Below are 23187 nucleotides of genomic sequence, written 5' to 3' on the forward strand. Positions count from 1 at the left end.
CCCAACCGAGTCGGGAATATGCCGGGCCGCCGGACGATCATTTATCTTGCCCTTGTGCTTATCCTGTCGCTGCTGGCCGTGCTTGGCTGGCATTGGAGCGGTTTGCGCGGTCAGGCAGAACTGGGCACCGCCTATGGCGCGCGCCTCGCCTGTTCGTGCCGCTATGTCGAAGGGCGCGCGATGGGCAGTTGCGAGGACGACAAGGAGCCGGGCATGGCGCTCGTCACCCTGACCGACCGGCCCGAAGACAAGGCGGTCGAGGCGCGCGTGCCCCTGATCGCCACGCGCACCGCCCGCTATCGGCCCGGCTGGGGCTGCCTGCTCGATCCGACTCCTTAAGCGGCGGCAAGGCTGGCCCCCCGCGCTTTCCCCCGCTAAGGCCGCGTCATGCGGCCCGACATTCCCACGCTCCTTCACGACATATTCGGTTTCACCCGCTTTCGCGGGGTGCAGGAACAGGTGGTCGCGCGCGTCATGGCGGGCAAGCCGACGCTGGCCATCATGCCGACCGGGGCGGGCAAGTCGCTCTGCTACCAATTGCCCTCGGTCGCGCTCGACGGCTGCTGCGTCGTCGTCTCGCCATTGATCGCGCTGATGCACGACCAGTTGCGCGCCGCCACGGCGGTCGGCATTCGCGCCGCCAGCCTGACCAGCGTCGATGCCGACTGGCGCGAGACGCAGGACCGGTTGCGCAATGGCGATCTCGACCTGCTCTATGTCGCGCCTGAACGCGCCAGCCAGGAAGGGTTCCGCAATCTTCTGCGCTCGGCCAGGGTCGCCCTGTTCGCGATCGACGAAGCGCATTGCGTGTCCGAATGGGGCCATGATTTCCGCCCCGACTATCGCCTGCTGCGCCCGCTGCTCGACGAATTTCCCGATGTCCCCCGGCTGGCGCTGACCGCCACGGCCGACGCGCATACGCGCAAGGATATTCTCGTCCAGCTCGGCATTCCCGACGATGGCCTCATCATATCGGGCTTCGACCGGCCCAATATCCGTTATGCGGTCCATCCGCGTGATGGCCTGACGCGGCAGCTGGCCGATCTGGTCGCCGCCAATCCCGGCCCCGGCATCGTCTATGCCCAGACCCGCGCCGCGACCGAGAAGCTGGCGGAAACGCTGGGGCGGGGCGGTCGCGCCGTGCGCGCCTATCATGCCGGGCTGGACCCCAAGGTCCGCGCCGCCAATCAGTCCGCCTTCATAGCCAGCGAGGATATGGTAATGGTCGCCACCGTCGCGTTCGGCATGGGGATCGACAAGCCCGACGTGCGCTTCGTCGCCCATGCGGGCCTGCCCAAGTCGATTGAGGGCTATTATCAGGAATCGGGCCGCGCGGGCCGCGACGGCGAACCGGCGGTCGCGCATCTTTTCTGGGGGGCGGAGGATTTCGCCCGCGCCCGCCAGCGGATCCTGGAATTGGAACAGAGTCGTCAGCAAGGCGAGCGCACGCGGATCGCGGCGCTCGGCGCGCTGGTCGAGACCGCGACCTGCCGCCGCGCCATATTGCTGCGCCATTTCGGCGAAGATCCGCCTGCCATGTGCGGTAATTGCGACAATTGCCTCTCGCCGCCCGCCAGCATCGACGCGACCGAGACGGCGCGCAAATATCTGTCCGCCGTCTATCGCACCGGCCAGAGTTTCGGGTCCGGCCATATCGAGGCGGTGCTGACCGGTGCGCCCAACGACAAGGTGCGCGAGCGTGGCCATGACAAGATTTCGGTCCATGGCATCGTGTCGGGGGACGAGGTCGCGTTGCTGCGTCCCGTGTCGCGCGCTTTGCTAGTGCGCGATGCGTTGGAGACCACCGAGCATGGCGGGCTGATGCTTGGCCCCAATGCGCGGCCCATCCTGCGCGGGGAGGAAGAAGTTCGCATTCTGGTCCCGCCCAAGCGCGAGCGACGGTCGCGCAATGCCCGCAACGGAGCCGACGCGAACCCGGTCGGCGATCCGCTGTTCGACGCGCTGCGCGCCTGCCGCCGCGAACTGGCGCAGGAGGCGGGCGTGCCGCCCTATGTGATCTTCCATGATTCAACGCTGCGCGAAATGGCCGAACAGCGGCCGTCCTCAATCCGCGATCTCGGCACGATCAGCGGCGTGGGACAGAAGAAGCTGGATGCCTGGGGCGACGCATTCCTGGCGGCGATTCGGCCGTTTCTATAGCGCCAGGGGTCACAGTCCCGCGTCGCATTCAAGTTCACGATGTCGTGGGCGCATTTTCCGGCCGATTGCGCCGGAAAAGTGTCGGTAAAGTGCGTCCGAAGACCCGGTGACGCGACACCGGCGCGACAGTGACACGGCTGTGACGCGACAGGCACGCGACGGTCGATCCGGGATGCAGGGCGGGGTGGGGTGCGAGCGCGTTTCATCCGACAGTGTAGATCATCGGAAATCCTACATTGTAAGGGCTTTGCGCAACGAGCAGGCGGAAATGCCGCTCTTGAATCCTGACCCTGACCGGCGCATGGCCTGTGCCAAAGGAGAAGCCCCATGTTCCGCAAATTGACCGACCGCATCCTTGTTTCGCCGCAGATCACGCTGGATCAGGTGGCCGACGCCAAGGCGCAGGGCGTGACGATCATCGTCAACAACCGCCCCGATGACGAGGAACCGGGACAGGTGAATGGCGCGGAGATCGAAGCCGCAGCCAAGGCGGCGGGCATCGCCTATGTCGCGGTGCCGGTTGCGCATGGCGGTTTCGCGCCATGGCAGTTGGACGAGATGGCGAGCGCGCTGGAACAGACGGAGGCAGGCGGCAAGATGCTCGCTTATTGCCGGTCGGGCACGCGCAGCACCTTGCTATGGGCGCTGACCCGCGCGCGGGCGGGCGACGATGGCGACGTGCTGGCCGCGCAGGCGGCGGCGGCTGGTTATGACATCGCGCCGGTGCGGCAGATCATGGATGCGGTGAAGGGGCAGTGAGTGCAGTTGCTTTTCCTTAAATAATAGGATTTAATCCTACTGTGTAAGGAAAAGCTATGCGAACCACTCGGCAACTGAGCGTAACCCTGCCCAATGACATGGCCGACGATGTGCGGGCAAAAGTGGCGTCGGGTGAATATGCGAGCGAAAGCGAAGTCATCCGCGATGGTTTGCGAGCATTGCGCGCGCGCGACCGGGCGGTGGAGCAATGGTTGCGGGCCGAGGTCGGACCGGCACTGGACGCTTACCGGGCTGACCCTGGGAGCGGCATAACGCTGGATGATATGCGCGATGACCTGACCCAACGGTATGAACAGGCAGTTCGGCACGACTGACGGTGCCCCATCATGTTGTTCTGACACCCGAAGCGCGCGCGCAATTAACTGTAATTTTCGATTATGTCGCGGTTGCATCTTCACTCGATATTGCACGGCGTTTTACCGCCGCTATCCTCGATCACATGGAATCCTTTGCGGATTTTCCGCTTCGTGGCACCCCACGCGACGACATCCGTCCTGGTCTACGTACCACCACATGGCGTCGGCGTGTCACGATGGCCTATCTGGTAGAGGGTGAGGCGGTTGTTTTCGTAGGCATTTTTTATGGCGGCCGCGACTATGAGGCGCTGCTCGCCGACATTTGATCGGCAAGGCCTACCCGCACTCCACCGTTACATGGGCCATGCGGGGGAGCGCGTGGAGGCGCGCGCGGACGGCGGCACCGTTTGCGCCGGGGGCTAGGCTGAGGATGACGGCGTGGGCGTGGGGGCCGATGCGCCAGACGTGGAGGTCGCGGATGGTGGCGCCTTCGGTTTCGGCCAGCGCGCGGACCTTGGCCGTCAGCGCGGGTTCGGCGGTGTCGAGCAGGATGGCGGCGGTGTCCTTCATCAGGCCCCAGGCCCAGCGCGCGATGACGATCGACCCCAATATGCCGACCGCCGGGTCCAGCCACCACCAGCCGAGATAGCGCCCGGCGAGCAGCGCCGCGATCGCCAGTACCGATGTCAACGCGTCGGTCAGCACATGGACATAGGCGGCGCGCAGGTTGTTGTCGGCATGGCCATGGTGATGGTCGTCGCCATGATCATGTCCGTGTCCATGATCATGGCTATGGTCGTGGCCCAGCAAAAACGCGCTGATGATGTTGATGACGAGGCCGACGATTGCCACCAGCGTCGCTTCACCGAACGCGACCTGCACCGGCTCCAGGAAGCGCATCCCCGATTCGATCGCGATGAACAGCGCCATGACGCCGAGCAGCAGCGCCGACGCAAAGCCCGACAGGTCGCCGACCTTGCCCGTGCCGAAGGTGAAGCGCGGATTGCGCGCGTGCCGCCGCGCATAGCGATAGGCCGCCGCCGCCACGGCGAGCGCACCCGCATGGGTCGCCATGTGGAAACCATCGGCGAGCAGCGCCATCGAGCCGGTCATCCAGCCCGCGACGATCTCCACCACCATGGTCGCGGCGGTCAGCCACACGACCCACAGCGTCCGCCGGGCATTTTTATCATGCCCGTCCGACAGATAGATATGGTCGAAATAATGGCTGTCCTCGCCATCCATGCTGGCGGGCGATGGCGCGTGGTCATGATGGGCGTGGGCGTGGCCGTGCCCGGTGCCGTGAGAGTGATCGTCGTGCATCGTCATTTCCCGTAACGGCGGATCAGCGCCAGCATTTCTTCGGCAGCCGCGGCGCGCGCCTCGTCGGACAGGCCGGGGCAGGCGACATGCTCGCGCATATGCTGCTCGATCAGTTCCTCCATCAGGCTGCCGACCGCGCCGCGCACCGAAGCGACCAGTTGCAATGTTTCCGAACAGCCCGCCTCGCCCGTCAGTTGACGCTCGACGGCGGCGACCTGCCCCGCGATCCGGCGCACCCGCGCCAGTAATTTGTCTCGATCCGCGACTATATGCATAGGGTAGCCCCCTATACTATGGGCGCGGTCGCGACAAGGCCCATCACCTGCCCTAAAAACCATAGCTTGCTCCCACTTCGGCCATGGCTTTGCCAGCCCCCCTCGCCTAACAGGGAGCGATGACAAACCGGTTGGACTGCGATCTGGCGATCCTTGGCGGCGGCCTGTCCGGCAGCCTGATCGCGCTTGCCTTCGCGGCCAAGCGGCCCGATGTCCGTATTCGGCTGATCGAAAGCGGCGCGGCGATCGGCGGCAACCACATCTGGTCCTTCTTCGATGGCGACGTGGCCGCACAGGACCGCTGGCTCATTGATCCGCTTGTCACCCATCGCTGGGAACAGGGGCATGAGGTCCGCTTTCCAGGCCATCATCGCCGTCTCGACACCCCTTATAACAGCATCGCCTCGCCCCGGCTCGACGCGCATGTCCGGGCGACGCTGGGCGATGTGACGATGACCGGCGCGAGCGTCGCCGCCGTCACGCCGACCAGCGTCCGCCTGACCGACGAGCGGGAGATTGACGCGGGGGCGGTGATCGACGCGCGCGGGGCGGCGGACCTGTCGCCGCTGCGCTGTGGTTGGCAGAAGTTTGTCGGCCATGCCCTGCGGCTCGATGCGCCGCATGGCATCGACCGGCCCGTGATCATGGATGCAACGGTCGAGCAGATGGATGGCTATCGCTTCGTCTATCTGCTGCCGTGGGACGATCATACGATCTTCATCGAGGATACCTATTACAGTGACACGCCCGACCTGGACGTGGCCGCCATCGACGCGCGTATCGCCGCCTATGCCAGCGACAAGGGCTGGACCGGCACGCTGATCCACCGCGAACAGGGCGTGTTGCCCGTGGTCCATGGTGGCGATTTCGACCGTTATTGGCCCAAGGATGATCCGGTGGCGCGCGCGGGCGTGCGGGCCGGGCTGTTCCAGCCGATGACCGGCTATTCGCTGCCTGACGCGGTGCGGTTCGCCACCTGGCTGGTCGATCAGCCGCTCGACCAGTTGGCGACCGTCACGCGCGCCCATGCGGCGGCGCATTGGCGCAGCGGCGGCTATTATCGGCTGCTTGGCAAGATGCTGTTCGGTGCGGCGGTGCCCGACCAGCGCTGGCGTATCTTCGCGCGCTTCTATGGCCTGCGCGCGCCCCTCATCCAGCGTTTCTACGCCGGACGTTCCACCATCACTGACCGTGTCCGCATCTTGTGCGGCCGCCCCCCCGTGCCCATAAGGGATGCCATGCGAACATTGCTGAATCCGCCCGCCTGATGACCAGGAAAGCGATAATCATCGGCGCGGGCTTTGGCGGCCTGGCGCTGGCCATCCGCCTGCAATCCGCAGGCATCGACACCACGCTGGTCGAGGCGCGCGATCGCCCCGGCGGCCGGGCCTATATGTGGCAGAAGGACGGCTTCACCTTCGATGCCGGGCCGACCGTCATCACCGACCCCGATTGCCTGAACGAGCTATGGCGTCTGTCCGGCCATGACATGGCGCAGGATGTGACGCTGATGCCGGTCAGCCCCTTCTACCGGCTCAACTGGCGCGATGGCACCAATTTCGATTACAGCAATGACGAAGTGTCGCTGCGTGCCGAGATCGCCAAGCTCGATCCGGGCGATGTCGCGGGCTATGAACGCTTCCTCGATTATGCCGCGGGCGTGTTCGAAGAGGGCTATCGCAAGCTCGGATCGGTCGCCTTTCTCGACTTCGCCTCGATGATCAAGGCCGCCCCGGCGCTGGCCCGCTACCAGGCGTGGCGGTCAGTCTATTCGGTCGTGTCTTCCTATGTGAAGAATGAAAAGCTGCGCGAGGCGCTGTCCTTCCACACTTTGCTGGTCGGCGGCAATCCGATGAAGACCAGTGCCATCTATGCCCTGATCCACAAGCTGGAAAAGGATGGTGGCGTGTGGTTCGCCAAGGGCGGCACCAACAAGCTGGTCGAGGGGATGGCGACCCATTTCGAGCGGCTGGGCGGCACGTTGCGGCTGGGCGACAAGGTCACCCGCATCGAAACCTATGGTGACAAGGTCACCGCCGTCCACACCGCGTCGGGCTGGCGCGGGGAGGCCGATGCGGTCGCCAGTAACGCCGATCTGATGCACAGCTATCGTGACCTGCTGGGCCATCATCCCCGTGGACAGAAGCAGGGCGGGAGGCTCGCCAACAAGCGCTGGTCGCCCAGCCTGTTCGTGCTGCATTTCGGTATCAAGGGCAGCTGGCCCGGCATTCCGCATCACATGATCCTGTTCGGGCCGCGCTATGAAGGGCTGCTCACCGATATCTACGATCATGGCGTGCTGCCGGAGGATTTCTCGCTCTATCTGCACCACCCGACCGTCACTGATCCGTCGATGGCCCCCGAAGGCCATTCGACCTTCTATGCGCTCGCCCCGGTGCCGCATATGGGCAAGCTGCCGATCGACTGGGATCAGTTTGCGCCAGCCTATGCCGAGCGTATCTTGGACGAGATCCAGCATCGCTTGATCCCCGACATCCGGTCGCGTATCGTCACGCAATTCCACTATGCGCCGACCGATTTCGGCCGCGACCTCAATGCGCATCTGGGCAGCGCCTTCAGCCTGGAGCCGTTGCTGACGCAGAGCGCCTGGTTCCGCGCGCATAATCGCGACGATGTCATTCCCAATCTCTATCTGGTAGGGGCCGGCACCCATCCCGGCGCGGGCATCCCCGGCGTGGTGGGCAGCGCCAAGGCAACCGCCGCGCTGATGCTGGAAGATCTGGGCTAGAGACGATGAAGAAATTGGCGGTCTATTGCGGTTCGGCGACGCCGGCCGACCTGACCTATATCGACGCGGCGCGCATGGTGGGCCGCACCTTGGCCGAACGCGGCATCGGCGTCGTCTATGGCGGCGGGCGGCTCGGCCTGATGGGCGCGGTCGCCGATGCGGCGCTGGAGGCGGGCGGCGAGGTGATCGGCGTGATCCCCGAAGCGCTCGTTGGTGCGGAAGTGGCCCATCGCGGCTGCACGGAGTTACACGTCGTCCAGACGATGCATCAGCGCAAGCAGCTCTTCACCGACCTGTCGGATGGCTTCATCACGCTGCCCGGCGGGGTCGGCACGATGGACGAATTATGGGAAGCGATCAGTTGGGCGCAGCTTGGCTATCATCAAAAGCCGGTCGGACTGCTCAATGTCGCGGGCTTTTATGACCAGTTGATCGGCTTCAACCGGCAGATGGTGGAAGCGGGCTTCATCCGCGCGCAACATGCCGGGATTTTGATCCATGCCCAGGGCATTGACGAATTGCTGGAAGCGCTGGCCGCCTATCAGCCGCATGAGACCATCTTTGCGATGAAGGCGGATCGATTGTGACGCAAAACTCCCCCTCCCGCTTGCGGGAGGGGTTAGGGGAGGGCATGTCCGCGATATGGATGTAACACCCCCTCCCCCGACCCCTCCCGCAAGCGGGAGGGGAGATTTCGACCGCCCCGCGCTCGTCGCCCATGCCAAGCAGAGCATTGCGCGCGGCTCCAAATCCTTCGCCATGGCCTCGACCCTGTTCGATCCGCAGACGCGCGAGCGCGCTTGGCTGCTCTATGCCTGGTGCCGCAAATGCGACGATATCGCTGACGGGCAGGATCATGGCGGCACGTTGCAGGGCGTCGTGGACGGGCAGGCGCGGCTATCGACCATCCGGGTGATGACCGACAGTGCGTTGCGCGGCGAACCGACCGGCGATCCGGCCTTTGACGGCTTTGGCGTGGTGATGCGCGAATGCGCCATTCCCGCTCGCTATGCCCATGATTTGATCGAGGGGTTCGCGCTCGACGCGCGCGAATGGCGACCGCGCAGCCAGGACGATATGCTGCGCTATTGCTATCATGTCGCGGGCGCGGTCGGCTGCATGATGGCGGTGCTGATGGGGGTCGATCCCGATGATCAGGCGACGCTCGACCGCGCCTGCGACCTGGGGCTGGCGTTCCAGCTCGCCAATATCGCCCGCGACATCAGCGAGGATGAAGCCGCCGACCGCTGCTATCTGCCGCAGGAATGGCTGGCCGAAATGGATATGCCGCCCGGCGAACATATGAAGCCCTGGGTCCGGCCGCAGCTCGCCATATTGGCGCGGCGCATGGCGGATATGGCCGCGGCCTATGAGGAGAGCGCGCGTCATGGCACTGGCGCCCTGCCGCCACGGGCGGCCTGGGCGGTGCTGGCGGCGGCGGGCATCTATGGCGACATCGTTCGCGAAGTCGCGCGCCGGGGCGAACAGGCCTGGGACGCGCGGGTGATCACGACCAAGGCGGCGAAGCTTGGCTGGGTCGCGCGGGCGGGCATGCAGGTCATCGGTCGCGCCAAGCGCTGGCCTGCCGATGCGCCCCGGCCCGCGCATTTGTGGACGCGCCCTATCGTTTGATCGCCGCGCGTTTGGATGTTCCCCGGCGGACGCTGGGGCGCAGTCCCACGCTCTGAACTGGCCCCGGCCTTCGCCGGGGAACGGCATTTATTGCCGTGAGCCATACCCTTCACCGTAAGCCCAAAAAAGAGGGCCGATGCTTTCGCATCGGCCCCAGGGCTGTTCGCAGGAGGAACAAGGTGGGGCGGGCGGGCCATGTCCCGGTCGGGCGGCCCGCCCTGCCAAACTTACATATTGTAGGCGCGCTCGCCGTGCTCACCGAGGTCGAGACCTTGATGCTCGACTTCTTCGCTCACCCGCAGACCGGTGACAGCCTTGGCGATGAAGATGGCGATGGCGGTGCCGACCGAGGCCCAGACGATGGAGACGACCACGGCGATGATCTGCGTCATCACCTGGGCGCCCATGGCGGTCGAACCGTCGCCGGGGCCACCCAGGAAGGGCTGGTAGACGATGCCGGTGCCGATGGCGCCGACGATGCCGCCCACACCATGGATGCCGAAGGCGTCCAGGCTATCGTCATAGCCAAGCTTGGGCTTGATGACCGACACGAAGTAGAAGCAGATGATCGAAGCGATGGCACCCAGGACAATGGCGCCGAAAGGCCCGGAATTGCCCGCAGCCGGGGTCACGGCGACCAGACCGGCGATCACGCCGGAGCAGAAGCCGAGAGCCGAAGCCTTGTGACCATGGGCCTTTTCAGCGAGCATCCAGAACAGCGCCCCTGCCGCGGTGGCGACGAAGGTGTTGATCATGGCGAGCGCCGCCGTGCCGTCGGCTTCCAGTTCGGAACCCGCGTTGAAGCCGAACCAGCCAACCCAGAGCATGCCGGTGCCGATCATCGTCATCGTCATGCTGTGCGGGGCCATTGGCTCCTTGGGATAGCCGATGCGCTTGCCAAGGATGAGGCAGGCGACCAGCGCGGACACACCAGCGTTGATATGCACCACGGTACCGCCGGCAAAGTCCAGCGCGCCCATGTCGAACAGCAGACCGCCGCCAGCCCAGACCATGTGGGCGATCGGGAAATAGACGATCGTGAGCCAGATGGCGGTGAAGAGCATGACCGCCGAGAATTTCATGCGCTCGACCACCGAACCCAGGACCAGCGCAGCCGTGATGGCGGCAAAGGTCATCTGGAAGCTGACGAACACATATTCCGAAATCACTTCGTCGGAGAAGGTGGCGGCCGTGCTGTCGGTGGTGACGCCGACCAGGAACCATTTGCCCCACGAAATGAAGGCATTGCCTTCAGGACCGAAGGCCAGGCCATAGCCGTACATGACCCAGATGAGCATGGCGAGGCAGGCGGCCGCACCGATCTGCGTCATCGTCGCCAACATATTCTTCGACCGGGTCAGGCCGCCGTAGAACAGCGCAAGGCCGGGCAGGATCATGAGCAGGACGAGGACGGTCGACGTCATCATCCAGGCGTTGTTGCCCGGATTGGGCACGGCTGCGGCGGGTGCCGCTTCGGCGGCTTCCTGCGCCCAGGCAGGCAGGGCGGCGAAGAGCGACAGCCCCGCTGCCCCCGCCATCCCGCAAAGTTTCTTGGAAAAGGTCATCATTCCCCCCTTCTTACAGCGCGGTTTCGCCGGTCTCGCCGGTGCGGATGCGCACGGCCTGACCGACATCGAGGACGAAGATCTTGCCATCGCCGATGGCACCCGAATTGGCGGCCGCCTGCGTCGCTTCCACGACGCGCGGTGCCAGGTCGTCGTCGCAAACGACCTCGACCTTGATCTTGGGAACCATGTTGGTGGAATATTCCGCGCCGCGATAAATTTCGGTCTGCCCCTTTTGGCGACCAAAGCCCTTCACTTCGCTGACCGTCATGCCTGCGATGCCGAGCGAGGATAGTGCCTCGCGAACATCGTCGAGCTTGAACGGCTTAATGATAGCCATGACAAGTTTCATGTCGCCCCCTGTTACTGGTGTGCGGGGACATACTCAGCAAGAGGCGTGCCAATTTGCTAATGGCGCGTTAATACGGGCTTAGTGTGCGGCGCGACGAAAAGCAGCGCCGAAAAATTGAGCAGCGGCGCGCGCCTGCTCAAAAAAGAGGCAGCATCAGCCTACCATTGGCCGCCTTCCGCGATGGCTGCCTCCTCATCGGGCAGCGTGGTGCGGCCGAGGGCGGCATTGCGGTGCGGGAAACGGCCGAAACGGGCGATGATCGCGTGGTGATCACGCGCAAAGCCGAGCCAATGATCGTCGCCTGCCCCTTCGAACAGGGTCAGCGCCGTCTCCTGATCCTCCAGCGCCTCGCTATGCATGAAGGGCATGTAGAAGAAGAGCCGCCCGGTGCCGCCGATCTGAATGTCATAGCCATGGGCGATCGCCCCGCGCGCGACGTCGCGGGCCAGCGGATCGCTGGCGAAGGCCTGTGCGGTATCGCGGAACATGTTGCGGGGCAGTTGATCGAACAGCAGGATCGCCGCCAAAGCCTCATCGGCGCGGTCGAGGAAGGCTTCGGGCGGCAATGCCTGTTTTTCCTGCCACAGATCGCCGAAACGGGCGATGCAGCGCTGGTCCAATGCGGGGTCTTTCTCCCACCATCCGGCCTCGCCGACCTCATTGAACCAGAAGTCGAGCAGGGCTGCGGCCCAGTCGGCGGTCACGGCATCATGGCTGTCGGTGAGCATGTTCATACCGACCTATACAGACGAGCGGCCGATCCGGTTCCACCATAGGCCGCTTACGGCAATCAGGTCGCCGTGCCGCCTACCGTCAGCCCCTGCAGCAGCAGCGTCGGCTGGCCGACGCCCGCGGGCACGCTTTGCCCGCCCTTGCCGCACATGCCGATGCCTTCGTCCAGTGCCCAGTCGTTGCCGATGCCGACCACCTTGGTCAGCGCGGTGGGGCCATCGCCGATCAAAGTCGCGCCCTTGATCGGGTCGCCCAGCTTGCCATTCTCGACCTTATAGGCCTCAGTGCAGGAGAAGACGAACTTGCCCGACACGATGTCGACCTGGCCCCCGCCAAAGCTCTTGGCGAAGATGCCGATCTTCATGCGCGACAGCAGTTCTTCGGGGTCGTCATTGCCACCCTTGATGAAGGTGTTGGTCATGCGCGGCATGGGACCATGGGCATAGCTTTCGCGGCGGCCGTTGCCGGTGGGTTCGACCCCCATCAGCCGGGCATTGAGCCGGTCCTGCATATAGCCGCGCAAGATGCCATCCTCGATCAGGATATTTTCGCGCGTCGGCGTGCCTTCATCATCGATCGACAGCGACCCGCGCCGGTCGGCGATCGCGCCGTCATCGACCACGGTGACGCCGGGCGCGGCGACGCGCTCGCCGATGCGGCCGGAAAAGGCGCTGGTGCCTTTGCGGTTGAAATCGCCCTCCAGGCCATGGCCGATCGCTTCATGCACCAGCACGCCGGGCCAGCCGGGGCCGAGCAGCACGGTCATTTCGCCCGCAGGGGCGGCGACCGAGCGCATGTTGACGCGCGCCTGCGCCAGCGCTTCGTCGATCGCGCGGTTCCACACGGCCGGGTCCATGACCTGATCGTAGAGATAGCGCCCGCCGATACCGAAGCTGCCGGTTTCGCGGCGGCCATTGTCTTCGAGGATCACCGAGACGTTGAGGCGCACGAGCGGGCGGATGTCCGTCGCGGTAAAGCCGTCGGCGCGGACGATTTCGACCACGGACCAGCTGCCCGCCAGATTGACCGACACTTGGGCGACGCGCGGATCACGGGCGCGGGCGGCGGCGTCGATCGCGGCGCACAGCGTCACCTTCTCGGCGAAGGGGACGATCTCCAGCGGATTGGCATCGGTATAGAGATGGCGGTTGGTGCGCTGCGGCGGCGGGGCGGGCGGCGCGGCGGCGGGATCGAGCAGGGTCAGCGTCTGCGCTGCCTTGCGGATTGCCGCTTCGCTAATGTCATTGGCATGGGCAAAGCCGGTCATCTCGCCCGACACGCCGCGCAGGCCGAAACCGGCATCGGTCGAATAATCGGCGGTTTTCAGCCGCCCGTCATCGAAGCCGAAACTCTCGCTGGCGCGATATTGGAGATAAAGTTCGCCATCGTCGCAGCTTTTGAGCGCATCGGCGGTCAGGCGGCGGGCACCGTCGGGATCGAGCAGGCCCGGACGATAGAGCAGGCCACGGGCGTCGGTAAAGTGCGCGGAAATATCGGTCATGCCATCCGATATAGGGACGGCATCACCCAAGCCCAACGGAAAAGTTAGAGGCTGGCTCCGGACGCGATGTCGGGCTTGTCGCCAATGTCCGCGGTGTCGGCCACGCCACCCATCAGCACGAAGCGCCGGTCGCAATAGCCGCAATCGACATAGCCATGCTCGTCAATCTCCAGAAAGACGCGCGGATGGCCGAGCGCGGCGGGAATGTCGCCCGATCCGTCACAGGAAACGCGGGTTTTGGAGACTCGGAGGATTTCTGGCGGCTGGATCATGGATGGGGGAATTAGCAGTGCGGACGCTGCGCGGCAATATGCCGCTACATCAAAGGCAGCGGTGGCGCCTTGCATGGGGTCGAGATGTCGCCTTTCCGGGCCTTGGCGGCAGGTTGCCAGTCGGTGCAGTCCTTGGCCGCGATCACCGCGAGCGGCGACAGCATCAGCAGGGCAGGCGCGAGGGTGCTGCCGAGGAAGATGGGGTTGGGCATGGCGACAAGATGCCGCATCCAGGCTTGCTGTACGATGAACGTTACGCAGGCGGTTGGATTGGCGATGGCCTCGCAGCATAGCTGCTCGGCGTTTTGCCGGAAACCGTCCCCCGGACGGTTTCTGTTCGGCAAAACTGGTGGGCGATGACGGGCTCGAACCGCCGACATTCTCGGTGTAAACGAGACGCTCTACCAACTGAGCTAATCGCCCCTAGGGGGAGTTTCGCGCTTCTACGCTACTTTTCGTATCCGTCAACAGGGGCTAGCTGAACAAATTCGCGACTGTCAGCGCCGATGTATGGGACGTCCGTAAAAGCCTTACTTGCTCATGAACGATCAGGCGTCTCTCGTCCAAAGATCATCGGCATGTCGGGCAATGTTACGACGCCGAGCAGAAACGAAAATCATTACATTTCGGGTAAATACATAGCCGGAATATCTGCATAATCAGCACTCCGCGACCAAACAATATCGTCGCGAATTTTTCGAGCGGGTACGCCCGCATAAATCGCATTGTTCTTCAACGTACTCGATGCGATCGAAGACTGTCCTAGAACAGACCCGGATCCTATCTTTGCTCCTTTGTGAACGCGCGAACTATTGCCGAGCCAGACATGATGTCCGACAAATACATCCTTGGCCATATTCAGCGGTTTTCGGGTTATTGCGTCGAAAATAGCATGTCCATCAGTCGTTCGAATCATCACCCCACTTGAGGCCATGCAATCATTTCCGATGGCAACTATATTGCCGCTTTCGGAAAATATTACTCCCCCCTCCCAAGTCGTATCAGATCCAATTATGACTACTGAGTTTGGAAAGCTAACCTTAATAGTTAAGCCACGTAACCGGCAGTTCTCACCAACAATAATCGCACAGTTATCGCCATTTATCGTAAAAGTGCAATTTTCTAAAATACTTTTAGCGCCAACGGAAATGACGCTGTCAACACCAGATGCTGTTGCTTTATTGGACCCGCGTGAACATACAGACGACGAGTCCAGTGCAACAACGGCACCGTCACCAGTTGCACGGCGATAATCTGCTCCATCGACAACTCTGGGGTTTCCGCCCCGAGGCATTTGTCCGACGTTAATTTCGCCGAACGGATATGCTTCGATGACACGTTTGTATGTGGCTAGGAAAAGTTTATCGACCACTTCAAACATATAAATTCTCCAGAAATTTGATAAAATTCTCAGATTCGAAAATAATATTATGGAGTATTCTATACTATTATTTCCACCAACATCGTGAATATGACATAATGTATAGTAATATGATGCTTATTCATATTTTTCTATCATTAAGACGCCCGCAGAACAATTTTATGCTTCTCACCATTGGATCACTTAGTGAAAGCTGGTGCAAGTCATTCAGCAAGTTCTGACGTTTAAAAAGTCACAACCGTCAACTCGCCAGCAGGCGGCGGCTGGCGCCGAACCAGCGGATCATCGCGTCGGCGGCGTCTTGTGCCAGGGCGATGAAGATGCGGCGGCCATCCTGCGGGTCAGCCTGTCGCTCCACCAGCCCCTTGGCGGTCAGGGTGCGAATCCAGCGTAGCGCCGTGGTCGGCGGCACGGCGGCGGCGATGCACAGGCTGGAGACGGAGACGCGCTCCTGCTCCAGCCGGGCGGCGAGCAAGTCGAGCAGCATGTCCCAGGCCGGGTCGGCGAACAGGTCGCCGGGCAGGAAGTCGGCGCGGATGCGGCGCGCGCGCAGCAGGTCGCGCACCTGCGTCGCGCTGAGCGTCGGCGTCGGGACATAGGCCGGGGGCGTGGCGGTGCCCATCGGCGCGAGCGCGGGCATGCCGATATAGTCGCTCGGCCGGTCAGCGATGCGCGGGCCGGGGTCGAAGGAGGGTGCGGCAAAGTGCGACCGCTGCGTCAGCGCATCGAGCGTGCGAGCAAGGCGGCTGACCTCCGCGCTTAACTGTTCGAGCCTACTGCTGTCGCCATCCCGGTCGTGGACCTGGCCGGGGGCGGGGCGTTCTTCGCCAGCGGTCACCAGGGCCGCGGCCAGGTCGCTATGGTCGGGGTCGCACAGCAATTGGGTGTGCGATCCTTGCGCGGCCGCAAAGGCCAGATCGATCGTCTCCCATCCCGCGACCAGGATGACGGCCATCCCCTGCCGGACCGCCTGCGCCTCCACTTGCGCCAGCAGCGATTCCAGCGCGGGGGTCGATGCGGGGCAGAAGAGCAGCAGCACATCGCATTGCAACTGGCCATCCAGCCGGGCCGGAGCGTCGGCGAGCGGCGCAACGCCCAGCAGCCGCAACCCGGCGGCATCGGCCACCGGCGTCAGGTCCGCCACATCGATTCGGTCGGCGATGACGAGTAGGCCCGCCCGATGATCGCGCCGCAAAGGATCCGCCCTGCCCATGCTGTAGGAAAAATCTTCCATTGTTGCCCCGCTCCGTTCTAGCTTCGTTCCTGGGACTAAAGCAAGAACGGATCAAATCAGCCGCATCTGTCGCCATAGTGACGATAATCTGGTGCAAAGGGGCAAGATACCGGCCCCGTGCGGGTGTTTTTCCACCATCTTCGCGCCGATCTGGCGGGAGGGGAGGGGCTGCCGCATGATCCCTCCATTATGGAGTCATTTGTCAGGCGGCGGTGGCGCGCGCGAAGGCGATGTAGAGCGCCCGCAGCCGCATCGCGACCGGGCCGGGGGTGCCGTCGCCGATTGGCTGGCCGTCGATCCGCACCACTGACTGGCACAGGGTCGAGGCGCTGGCGATGAAGGCTTCCCGCGCGGCAAGCGCCTCCGCCACGGTGAAGGGGCGATGGACGACGGTGATGCCGCTTTCCTGTGCCAACGCGGTCAGCGCCGCGCCGGTGCAACCCGCCAGCACCGCCTGACTATAGGGGCGGGTGACGATGCCTTCGTCGGTGACGATGAAGGCGGTCGAGGATGCGCCTTCGGTCACGAAGCCGTCCTCCACCATCCACCCCTCCTGCGCGCCCGCGTCGCGCGCGGCCTGTTTCGCCATGACTTGCGCCAACAGACCCACGCTCTTGATGTCCCGCCGCGCCCAGCGCAGGTCGGCCATGGTCGCCACGGCGATGCCCGTGCGGACGGCGGGCACGTCCAGCACCGGCTTGTCCGCGACGAACAGGAAGAGCGTGGGTTTGATATCGGGCGCGGCGAGAAAATCGCGGCCCGCCTCCGCCCCGCGCGTGAGCTGGAGATAGACCAGCCCCTCGGTCACGCCGTTGCGCGCGATCAATTGCGTCTGCACCGCTTCGATCTGCGCCAGCGACACGGGCAGGCGGATGCCGAGCGCGTCCGCTGACCTTTCCAGCCGTGCGAGATGGCTGGCGCTGTCGATCAGCCGCCCGTCGATCACCGCCGCGACCTCATAGACGCCATCGGCGAACAGGAAGCCGCGATCGAGCGGCGAAATGCGCGCCTCGTTCAGTGGCAGGAAGGTGCCGTTCAGATAGGCGATTGCCATAAGTCCCGTCCTCCGCTCTGATCCGCTTCTAGCCGCCGAAGCTGACGCCGATCCAGAGTGTGCGCGGCGTGCCCAGATCCATCGATCCGCCCGCATTGCGCGTCACGATCGTCTCATCCAGCAGATTTTCGCCGCGCGCCACCAGCGTCACGCCGCCCGCCAGCGGCAGCCGCGCGATGGCATCGACCGTGATCGCGTGCGGCAGGACGTCGCTTTGCAGATCATCCTCATATTGTTTCGCGACATAGCGCAGCGTGGTCGACAGGGTCGGCCCCTGCGCCGGGCTGTAGGCGATGGTGGCGCTGGCGGCATGGCGCGGGCTTTGCGCCGGGGTCAGGCCATCGAACGCTTCGCCCGGCGCATGAACGCGGCTGCGGCTATAGGCATAGGAGGCGGACAGGCGCATGGCACCCAGCGTCGCGTCCGCCGTCAGTTCCACCCCCTTGGCGACGATCCGGTCGATATTGCGGCGCTGGCGCGTGGTGGCGGTCAGCGTCACATTGGCGACCGCATCGTCCAGCCGGTTGATGAAGCCGGTCGCCGACAGGCTGATGCCCGGCAGCGGGGTCAGATCGATGCCGACCTCCGCGCCTTTCAGCTTTTCAGGCGTCAGCGCGTCATTGGCCTGCGTCGTGATCGGAAACACCACGAAGGGGCGATAGAGTTCGTTGAGCGTCGGCAGGCGGAAGCCGCTATAGGCCGCGCCGCGCAGCGCGATCGCGTCGCTCGCCCGATAGAGCGCGCCCGCCCGGCCCGACACTTCCCAGTCCGACCGGTCGGCATAGTCGCTCGACGTGCCGACGCCGCTGGTCGCGCTGACCTGCCGGTAGAAACCGTCGCTGATCGACCAGCGATCGGCGCGCACGCCGCCGGTCAGCACCAGCCGCCCATCCGGCCCGCCTGGTGTCCAGTCATCCTCGACAAAAATCCCGCGCGTCCATTGCTCGCCCCCGGCATGGCGGCGGAAGGTCGCGGGATTGCTGGCGCTGTTCGCATTATAGGCGTCCTCGAACATGTCGCCGCTCGCAAAGCGGCTGTCGACGCCCACGCGCAGCACATGCGCCTCCCCCACCGGCGGGCGCAGCTCGATCTTGCCGCCAATCCCGGTCGAGGGCGTGTTGCGCTGGTCCAGCGTCCGGCGGAAGGTGGAGGAGGAGATGACGATGTTCGAGAAATTGCGCACCTGCACATAGGCGAGCGCATCGACCTGCCACCGGCCGCGATCGATATAGCGGATGCTGGCATCCTGCCCCTGGCTGCTATTGTCCGCCCCGGCGAAGCGCAACGTGCGCTTATCCTCGAACAGGGTCGCGCGAAATTGCACTTCCGAGGTGGCGGAGATCGGCGCGACCGCGCGCAGGTTGGTGGACCAGCCGTCATAGGCGGCGGGCACGGTCGCGGCGACGCGCTGGTCCTTCGGTGTCGTCTGGAACCCGTCGCCCCGGTCCCACCGTCCTGATAGTGAGACATAGCCGCTGCCAAGATCGGGCGTGACACTGGCCGAGACTTCGGTCGAATCGCGGCTGCCATAGAAAGCGCTGGCGGCAAAGCCGGGCAACTGGTCGCGCGTCGCGCTCGCCAGTTCGATCGTCCCCGCCACTGCGCCCGCGCCGAACGCGCCGATGCCGCCGCCGCGCGTCACCCGCACCACCGACAGCCGGTCGGGCACCAGTGCGCTGAACGGGATATAGCCGAAAAACGGGTCCGCCATCGGCACCCCGTCGAGCAGCACCAGCGTCCGGCTCGACGCATTGCCGCCCAGCGCGCGCAGCGTCGCCCCCTGCGCGGAAGGATTGGCCGACCGGCTGTCGGACCGGCGGAATTGCTGGAAGCCCGCGACATCGCCCAGCACGCTTTCGATCCGGCCCGATGCGCTGTCCTGCAGGCGCTGGCGGTCGATCACCACGGATCCATAAGCGGGCGTGCCGGGTGGCAGGTCCAGCCCCGCGCCGGTCACGACAATGGTGGCCGGATCACCCGCCGCCGGTTGCGCCAGGGCGATGCCGGGCAGGAAGAACAGGAGGACGGGGAGGGGAAGAGATTTCATGCCCCCGCTCTCCCCATTTCGGCCGCCTTTTGCAAATAGAAAGGCCGCGCCTCACTCCAGCCGGCGGATCGCCCGTTCGTCGCAAGTGGGGGTGACCCGCTCGACCGGACTGACGCCGGGCACCTGCAACGCCTGCCCGATGCGCAGCGGCGCAAACCGCTTGCGCGCGATCCCTTGGCAGCGCAGCGCCAGTTCCAGCATGCGCGGCGGCGTATCCCATTGTTCGTAGGACAGGCGGAACGTTCCCCAATGGATGGGGATGGCGGTCGATGCGCCCAGCCGCTTGAACATCTCCACCGCCTGCACTGGCCCGACATGCGCGTCCGACTGCATCTGCCCCTTCCAGAATCGGAACGCGCCGATGGGGATCAGCGCCAGCCGGATCGGCCCGATCCGCGCCGCCTCGATCGGCCAGCCCATGTCGCCCGCGCCGGTGTCGCCTGCAAAGAAGATATTGCCCGCCCGCGTCGCGATGACGAAGCTCGACCACAGCGCCCGGTTGCGGTCGCTGCCCCAGCGGCTGCTCCAATGATGGTTGCGGGTCACATGGACGCGATAATCGGGGCAATGTTCGTAATTGCCGCACTGGATCACCGCGCCCGGCGCCAGCCCGTTGAGCGCCGCGCCGCTGACCGACTGGCCCCAATCGAGCGCGGTCGCGGGAATGCCATGCGCGCGGAGCAGCGCGTCATTGCCCAGGCTGGTGACGATCTTGGGCTTGTCCCGCTCCCACAGGCGCTTGAGCGTCGGCAGGTCGAGATGGTCATAATGATTATGGCTGATGACGATCAGGTCGATCTTGGGCAGATCATCGAAGCGGATGCCCGGCTCGGCCACCCGCTTGGGGCCAAAGGGGGGCAGGGGGCTGGCATGGTCCGACCAGATCGGATCGGTCAATATGTTCAGCCCCGCCGCCTGCACCAGCACGCTCGCATGCCCGACCCAGGTCGCCACCATGCCGCGCGGCGCGGCAAAGGGCGCAGGCTTAGCGGGCTTGACCGCAATCCCGACCGGCCATTGCGGCCGATCGTCGTCGCCCAGCAGCCAGCGCAGGAGGAACCCCTGCCGACTGGTGCCGGGCGGCGCGGGCGGCTCGATCTCCTCATCGGGATTGAAGAAATGCGCGCCATCATAGTGGCGGCTGACCGGCCCGTCATAATAGATGCGGTCGAGGAAAGGCGGAACGATGGTGATCGCCAGACACAGCCCCACCACCGCGAACAACAGCGCGACCCCCAAGCCCCTGACGATGCGGATAAGCCGACCCATGCGGAGCGCCATAGCGGACGGGGGCGGCGGGGCAAGAGGGGGTGTGTGGGTGGTGGCGCTCTATAAGATTATCCGCGATAAGATTATCCGCGCGCCTTTAATCTCCCCTCCCCGGCGGGGAGGGGCCGGGGGAGGGGGAGCGAGGCGAAGCCGAGCGTCCACGCTAGCGGCGGCACACCCCCACCCAACCTCCCCCTCAAGGGGGAGGGGCTTTTAGATCGTAACCGCAGCGCAGCACCCACACCCTCACGACCCACCCCGCTTCCCCCGCTTCCCCCGCGCCGCCGTCATCGGATCGGGCTTCGTCGGCGGGGTCCACCCCGGCGGCGGGGTCATGCGTTGCTGGCTGGTGCCAAGGCCCATCGCGCCGGGGCGGGATCGCTCCACCCCGGACAGATCGGCCGCCTTGGCCTCCGCCGCGCTGGCGCCCCCGCGCATCAGGCTGATCGCGTCGCGGCACCGCTTCGCTTCCTCGAAATCGAGCGCTTCGGCAGCCGCCGCCATCTTGCGCGACAGGGTTTCGATCGTGTCGTCCATGGCGGGTGAACGCACGATCGGGGCGTTAGGCTGCATGGGAGCGCGTGTCGGCCGGTCGGTGTGGCGTCAACAAGGCCCTGAACGGACCCTCGTTTGCGCCGCCAACCGCCACCGCCCTACGGATACCGCCTCACTGATAATGCAGCTTCTTGTCGAACCCCTCATTCGCCTTGGCCATCTTGGCGATCTTGCGCAGCTGGCTGCGGACATGCCGCTCGAACCGCACATCGTCATAGACGCCGGTCGCCGCATAATCTTCCTGGTGGATCAGCTCCTTGAGCCGCTGGGCGAACAGCGCCTGCGTCTCGATGCAATCGGGCAATTGCAGCGCGCGGCACACCCATTCCTCGGCGGCGGCCTTGTCATACTCATCCCGCGACTCATAACCGCGCCGATCCGCCGCCGCCTGATCCAGCCGCGCCGCATCGCACCGCCGCGCCAACCAGTGCCGCACCACCGCCCCATCCCACGCTGTCGACGGCTCGCTCATGATTTGCTCCACATCTTGGTCATCATTGTACCCATAGAGGAGGAGGGCCGAGAAGCTACTATGACGGGCGGAGTGGCACCGCTCGACCGAGATGCGCCATTTATGACGGCAATTTTGGCTTCCGCCAGCTGCTATTCGTTTAGGAGCACATGCGGCGCACCCTTCACACGGGTGGGTTCGCAAGTTCAATCTTTGCCGCTACCACCACCTTCCCATTTTTATTTCAATTAATTAGCACGGTGCATCGACTTCCGGATGGGGAATTTCGGGTTCCGAGGAAGGACAGGCAAAGGACGTATAAAACCACAACCTTTCCCACATGCGCTGTTTGTGCGTCTAGCTGGAAAAATCGTTACTCCGTAGACAATAGCAGGTAAATCAGCCTACATCGCCACGAAGCTAGTGAGGGAACGGCTTAGTGAGCATCAACGTTGCGCTTGGAACATACATTCTTCCGGCGGACCATAAGGTCTGGAAATACTTTCCCGGCAAGGATTACAAATTCCACGACGTAGTTTCAGAAACTGCCGTAGCACTCATTGATGTTCGCGATCTAAACGATCTCGGCAACGACCCTGATGAATGGGATTACGACGAACTTCTCGATCATATTGCTGCTGATCGTATCGAACGTCGGGTTGAAGCGGGCGCGGCGCGGCCAGACCGTTTCGTTCGGAGCGCAGGCGATCAAGCTACCCTGACATTCCTCCAAGGACTGTTCTTCACAGCGAAGAAGGGTGACCTCGTCGTCATGCCCGACAAGGGCTATACGACCGGGGTTAAGATTGGGATGCTGCTGGACAAGCGCGGCGTTCTGAAGACCGTAACGGCAAAAGACAGTAACGACGAAAAATATACCTATTATGGCCGTCGCGTAAAATGGGTTGGCGAAATTGAGAAGCGTAAGCTTGGCGACGATCTTATTGCTCAACTGCATTCTCTAGCAGCGTTTTTTGATCTTGGGCGCAGCAGATATGAAGAAATATACGATAAGGCATTCGATGATTATGTCTACGATGGGTCGTTTGTATCGACATTCAGAACATCAAAGAATATTTTTACGTCGAAAGATAATCTCCTAAGTTCTCTGTGGTTTGAACTTATTGAAGTTCTTGAAGAGGCGCGCGAGAATGACGAAGATTTAAAAGTTGATAATATATACGAATTGGCGGTTGATTCTGAAATAAATGAGGATGACCGCAACGATCTCTCAATTTACGTGCAATCACCCGGCTGGTTCCGGTGGCGGTCGCAAAAAATTGAACCTCTTGCAGCCATAGCGTTGTTCGCAATGGCTACGGCCAACGTGCCTTATGCCGAAGCTAGGGAAGCTACGGTGAGCGCTCAAATCGTTCGAAAAGCTGACGATCAGTGCCTCGGAGACGTGGATGAAACTGTTAAACGGTATTTGGAGTTATTGGGTAAGGATCGCTGGGAACAAGCTTGTAAGCTTGCCGTGAAGGCGGAAACTCAGGCGACACTTAAGGCTAATGCTACATTGAAAAACTCCGAAAATCATGCTACACTTCGCAAGTGAT

The 23187-nt window shown here is 63.7% G+C and carries 25 protein-coding genes and 1 tRNA gene; 10 read left to right on the plus strand and 16 right to left on the minus strand.

Annotated features, from left to right (window positions below):
* Positions 1 to 18: 18 nt before the first annotated feature.
* The 5 genes from BSY17_RS13400 to BSY17_RS13420 all read left to right on the plus strand — a co-directional run bounded on the left by BSY17_RS13400 (position 19) and on the right by BSY17_RS13420 (position 3562).
* Positions 19 to 339, plus strand: coding sequence for a hypothetical protein (locus tag BSY17_RS13400; protein ID WP_069065883.1), 321 nt, complete (start codon positions 19 to 21; stop codon positions 337 to 339).
* Positions 340 to 387: 48 nt separating this feature from the next.
* Positions 388 to 2160 carry a DNA helicase RecQ gene (gene recQ / locus BSY17_RS13405; protein WP_069065884.1) on the plus strand — a complete coding sequence of 591 codons (1773 nt, stop codon included), beginning with the start codon at positions 388 to 390 and terminating at the stop codon, positions 2158 to 2160.
* A gap of 327 nt (positions 2161 to 2487) precedes the next feature.
* Entirely contained in the window at positions 2488 to 2919 is a 432-nt protein-coding gene (locus BSY17_RS13410; protein WP_069065885.1) for a TIGR01244 family sulfur transferase, read from the plus strand.
* A 56-nt stretch (positions 2920 to 2975) separates the two neighbouring features.
* Positions 2976 to 3254 (plus strand): ribbon-helix-helix domain-containing protein, encoded by a 279-nt coding sequence (locus BSY17_RS13415; RefSeq protein WP_037473087.1) that lies wholly within the window; start codon positions 2976 to 2978, stop codon positions 3252 to 3254.
* 2 nt (positions 3255 to 3256) lie between these two features.
* The gene (locus BSY17_RS13420; RefSeq protein ID WP_037473089.1) at positions 3257 to 3562 is read left to right on the plus strand and encodes a type II toxin-antitoxin system RelE/ParE family toxin; all 306 of its coding nucleotides are present in this window, start codon (positions 3257 to 3259) and stop codon (positions 3560 to 3562) included.
* A 10-nt stretch (positions 3563 to 3572) separates the two neighbouring features.
* Here the strand turns inward: BSY17_RS13420 and dmeF are convergent, their stop codons facing one another.
* Together dmeF and BSY17_RS13430 are read right to left on the minus strand one after the other, a co-directional pair.
* Positions 3573 to 4565 (minus strand): CDF family Co(II)/Ni(II) efflux transporter DmeF, encoded by a 993-nt coding sequence (gene dmeF / locus BSY17_RS13425; RefSeq protein ID WP_069065886.1) that lies wholly within the window; start codon positions 4563 to 4565, stop codon positions 3573 to 3575.
* Complete coding sequence (locus BSY17_RS13430) at positions 4562 to 4834, minus strand: metal/formaldehyde-sensitive transcriptional repressor (RefSeq protein ID WP_037474755.1); 273 nt, start codon at positions 4832 to 4834, stop codon at positions 4562 to 4564. The genes dmeF and BSY17_RS13430 overlap by 4 nt, the downstream gene beginning before the upstream one ends.
* A 119-nt stretch (positions 4835 to 4953) precedes the next feature.
* Here BSY17_RS13430 and crtY point away from each other — a divergent pair, with 119 nt between their 5' ends.
* The 4 genes from crtY (at position 4954) to BSY17_RS13450 (ending at position 9215) form a co-directional block, all read left to right on the plus strand.
* A complete protein-coding gene (gene crtY / locus BSY17_RS13435; RefSeq protein WP_037474752.1) occupies positions 4954 to 6102 on the plus strand; it encodes a lycopene beta-cyclase CrtY in 1149 nt (382 codons plus the stop codon).
* A complete protein-coding gene (locus tag BSY17_RS13440; RefSeq protein WP_069065887.1) occupies positions 6102 to 7583 on the plus strand; it encodes a phytoene desaturase in 1482 nt (493 codons plus the stop codon). Before crtY ends, BSY17_RS13440 begins: the two co-directional genes overlap by 1 nt.
* 5 nt (positions 7584 to 7588) lie before the next feature.
* Positions 7589 to 8170: a TIGR00730 family Rossman fold protein gene (locus BSY17_RS13445; protein WP_069065888.1), complete on the plus strand. Its 582-nt coding sequence runs from the start codon at positions 7589 to 7591 to the stop codon at positions 8168 to 8170.
* 172 nt (positions 8171 to 8342) lie between these two features.
* Positions 8343 to 9215: a phytoene/squalene synthase family protein gene (locus BSY17_RS13450; protein ID WP_069065889.1), complete on the plus strand. Its 873-nt coding sequence runs from the start codon at positions 8343 to 8345 to the stop codon at positions 9213 to 9215.
* Between the two features lie 227 nt (positions 9216 to 9442).
* Here BSY17_RS13450 and BSY17_RS13455 read toward each other — a convergent pair whose 3' ends face one another.
* From BSY17_RS13455 to BSY17_RS13515, 14 genes are all read right to left on the minus strand, one after another.
* A complete protein-coding gene (locus tag BSY17_RS13455) occupies positions 9443 to 10780 on the minus strand; it encodes an ammonium transporter (protein ID WP_069066968.1) in 1338 nt (445 codons plus the stop codon).
* Positions 10781 to 10793: 13 nt separating this feature from the next.
* On the minus strand, positions 10794 to 11132 hold the full coding sequence (locus tag BSY17_RS13460) for a P-II family nitrogen regulator (protein WP_037476545.1): 339 nt from the start codon (positions 11130 to 11132) through the stop codon (positions 10794 to 10796).
* A gap of 158 nt (positions 11133 to 11290) precedes the next feature.
* Positions 11291 to 11866 carry a DUF924 family protein gene (locus tag BSY17_RS13465; protein ID WP_069065890.1) on the minus strand — a complete coding sequence of 192 codons (576 nt, stop codon included), beginning with the start codon at positions 11864 to 11866 and terminating at the stop codon, positions 11291 to 11293.
* A 56-nt stretch (positions 11867 to 11922) separates the two neighbouring features.
* Positions 11923 to 13365: a metalloprotease TldD gene (gene tldD / locus BSY17_RS13470; RefSeq protein ID WP_069065891.1), complete on the minus strand. Its 1443-nt coding sequence runs from the start codon at positions 13363 to 13365 to the stop codon at positions 11923 to 11925.
* A 44-nt stretch (positions 13366 to 13409) separates the two neighbouring features.
* A complete protein-coding gene (locus BSY17_RS13475; protein ID WP_037473436.1) occupies positions 13410 to 13637 on the minus strand; it encodes a zinc-finger domain-containing protein in 228 nt (75 codons plus the stop codon).
* Positions 13638 to 13681: 44 nt separating this feature from the next.
* On the minus strand, positions 13682 to 13867 hold the full coding sequence (locus BSY17_RS21580; protein ID WP_069065892.1) for a hypothetical protein: 186 nt from the start codon (positions 13865 to 13867) through the stop codon (positions 13682 to 13684).
* Positions 13868 to 13984: 117 nt separating this feature from the next.
* A tRNA-Val gene (locus tag BSY17_RS13485) sits at positions 13985 to 14060 on the minus strand.
* A gap of 196 nt (positions 14061 to 14256) precedes the next feature.
* Positions 14257 to 15018: an acyltransferase gene (locus BSY17_RS21335; protein WP_150125794.1), complete on the minus strand. Its 762-nt coding sequence runs from the start codon at positions 15016 to 15018 to the stop codon at positions 14257 to 14259.
* 241 nt (positions 15019 to 15259) lie between these two features.
* On the minus strand, positions 15260 to 16252 hold the full coding sequence (locus tag BSY17_RS13490; protein WP_069065893.1) for a MarR family transcriptional regulator: 993 nt from the start codon (positions 16250 to 16252) through the stop codon (positions 15260 to 15262).
* Positions 16253 to 16454: 202 nt separating this feature from the next.
* Positions 16455 to 17306: a D-amino-acid transaminase gene (locus BSY17_RS13495; protein WP_069065894.1), complete on the minus strand. Its 852-nt coding sequence runs from the start codon at positions 17304 to 17306 to the stop codon at positions 16455 to 16457.
* A gap of 28 nt (positions 17307 to 17334) precedes the next feature.
* Complete coding sequence (locus tag BSY17_RS13500) at positions 17335 to 19353, minus strand: TonB-dependent receptor (protein ID WP_069065895.1); 2019 nt, start codon at positions 19351 to 19353, stop codon at positions 17335 to 17337.
* Between the two features lie 51 nt (positions 19354 to 19404).
* Positions 19405 to 20622, minus strand: coding sequence for an MBL fold metallo-hydrolase (locus BSY17_RS13505; RefSeq protein ID WP_069065896.1), 1218 nt, complete (start codon positions 20620 to 20622; stop codon positions 19405 to 19407).
* 246 nt (positions 20623 to 20868) lie between these two features.
* Positions 20869 to 21195 (minus strand): UvrB/UvrC motif-containing protein, encoded by a 327-nt coding sequence (locus BSY17_RS13510; protein WP_443019431.1) that lies wholly within the window; start codon positions 21193 to 21195, stop codon positions 20869 to 20871.
* A 94-nt stretch (positions 21196 to 21289) separates the two neighbouring features.
* Entirely contained in the window at positions 21290 to 21649 is a 360-nt protein-coding gene (locus BSY17_RS13515; protein WP_171899241.1) for a hypothetical protein, read from the minus strand.
* A 418-nt stretch (positions 21650 to 22067) separates the two neighbouring features.
* On the opposite strand from BSY17_RS13515, the gene BSY17_RS13520 reads away from it, so the two are divergent.
* Positions 22068 to 23186 carry a hypothetical protein gene (locus BSY17_RS13520; RefSeq protein ID WP_069065898.1) on the plus strand — a complete coding sequence of 373 codons (1119 nt, stop codon included), beginning with the start codon at positions 22068 to 22070 and terminating at the stop codon, positions 23184 to 23186.
* The last annotated feature ends 1 nt before the right edge of the window (position 23187 follow it).

This window comes from Sphingobium sp. RAC03 (assembly GCF_001713415.1).
Classification (GTDB): Bacteria; Pseudomonadota; Alphaproteobacteria; order Sphingomonadales; family Sphingomonadaceae; genus Sphingobium.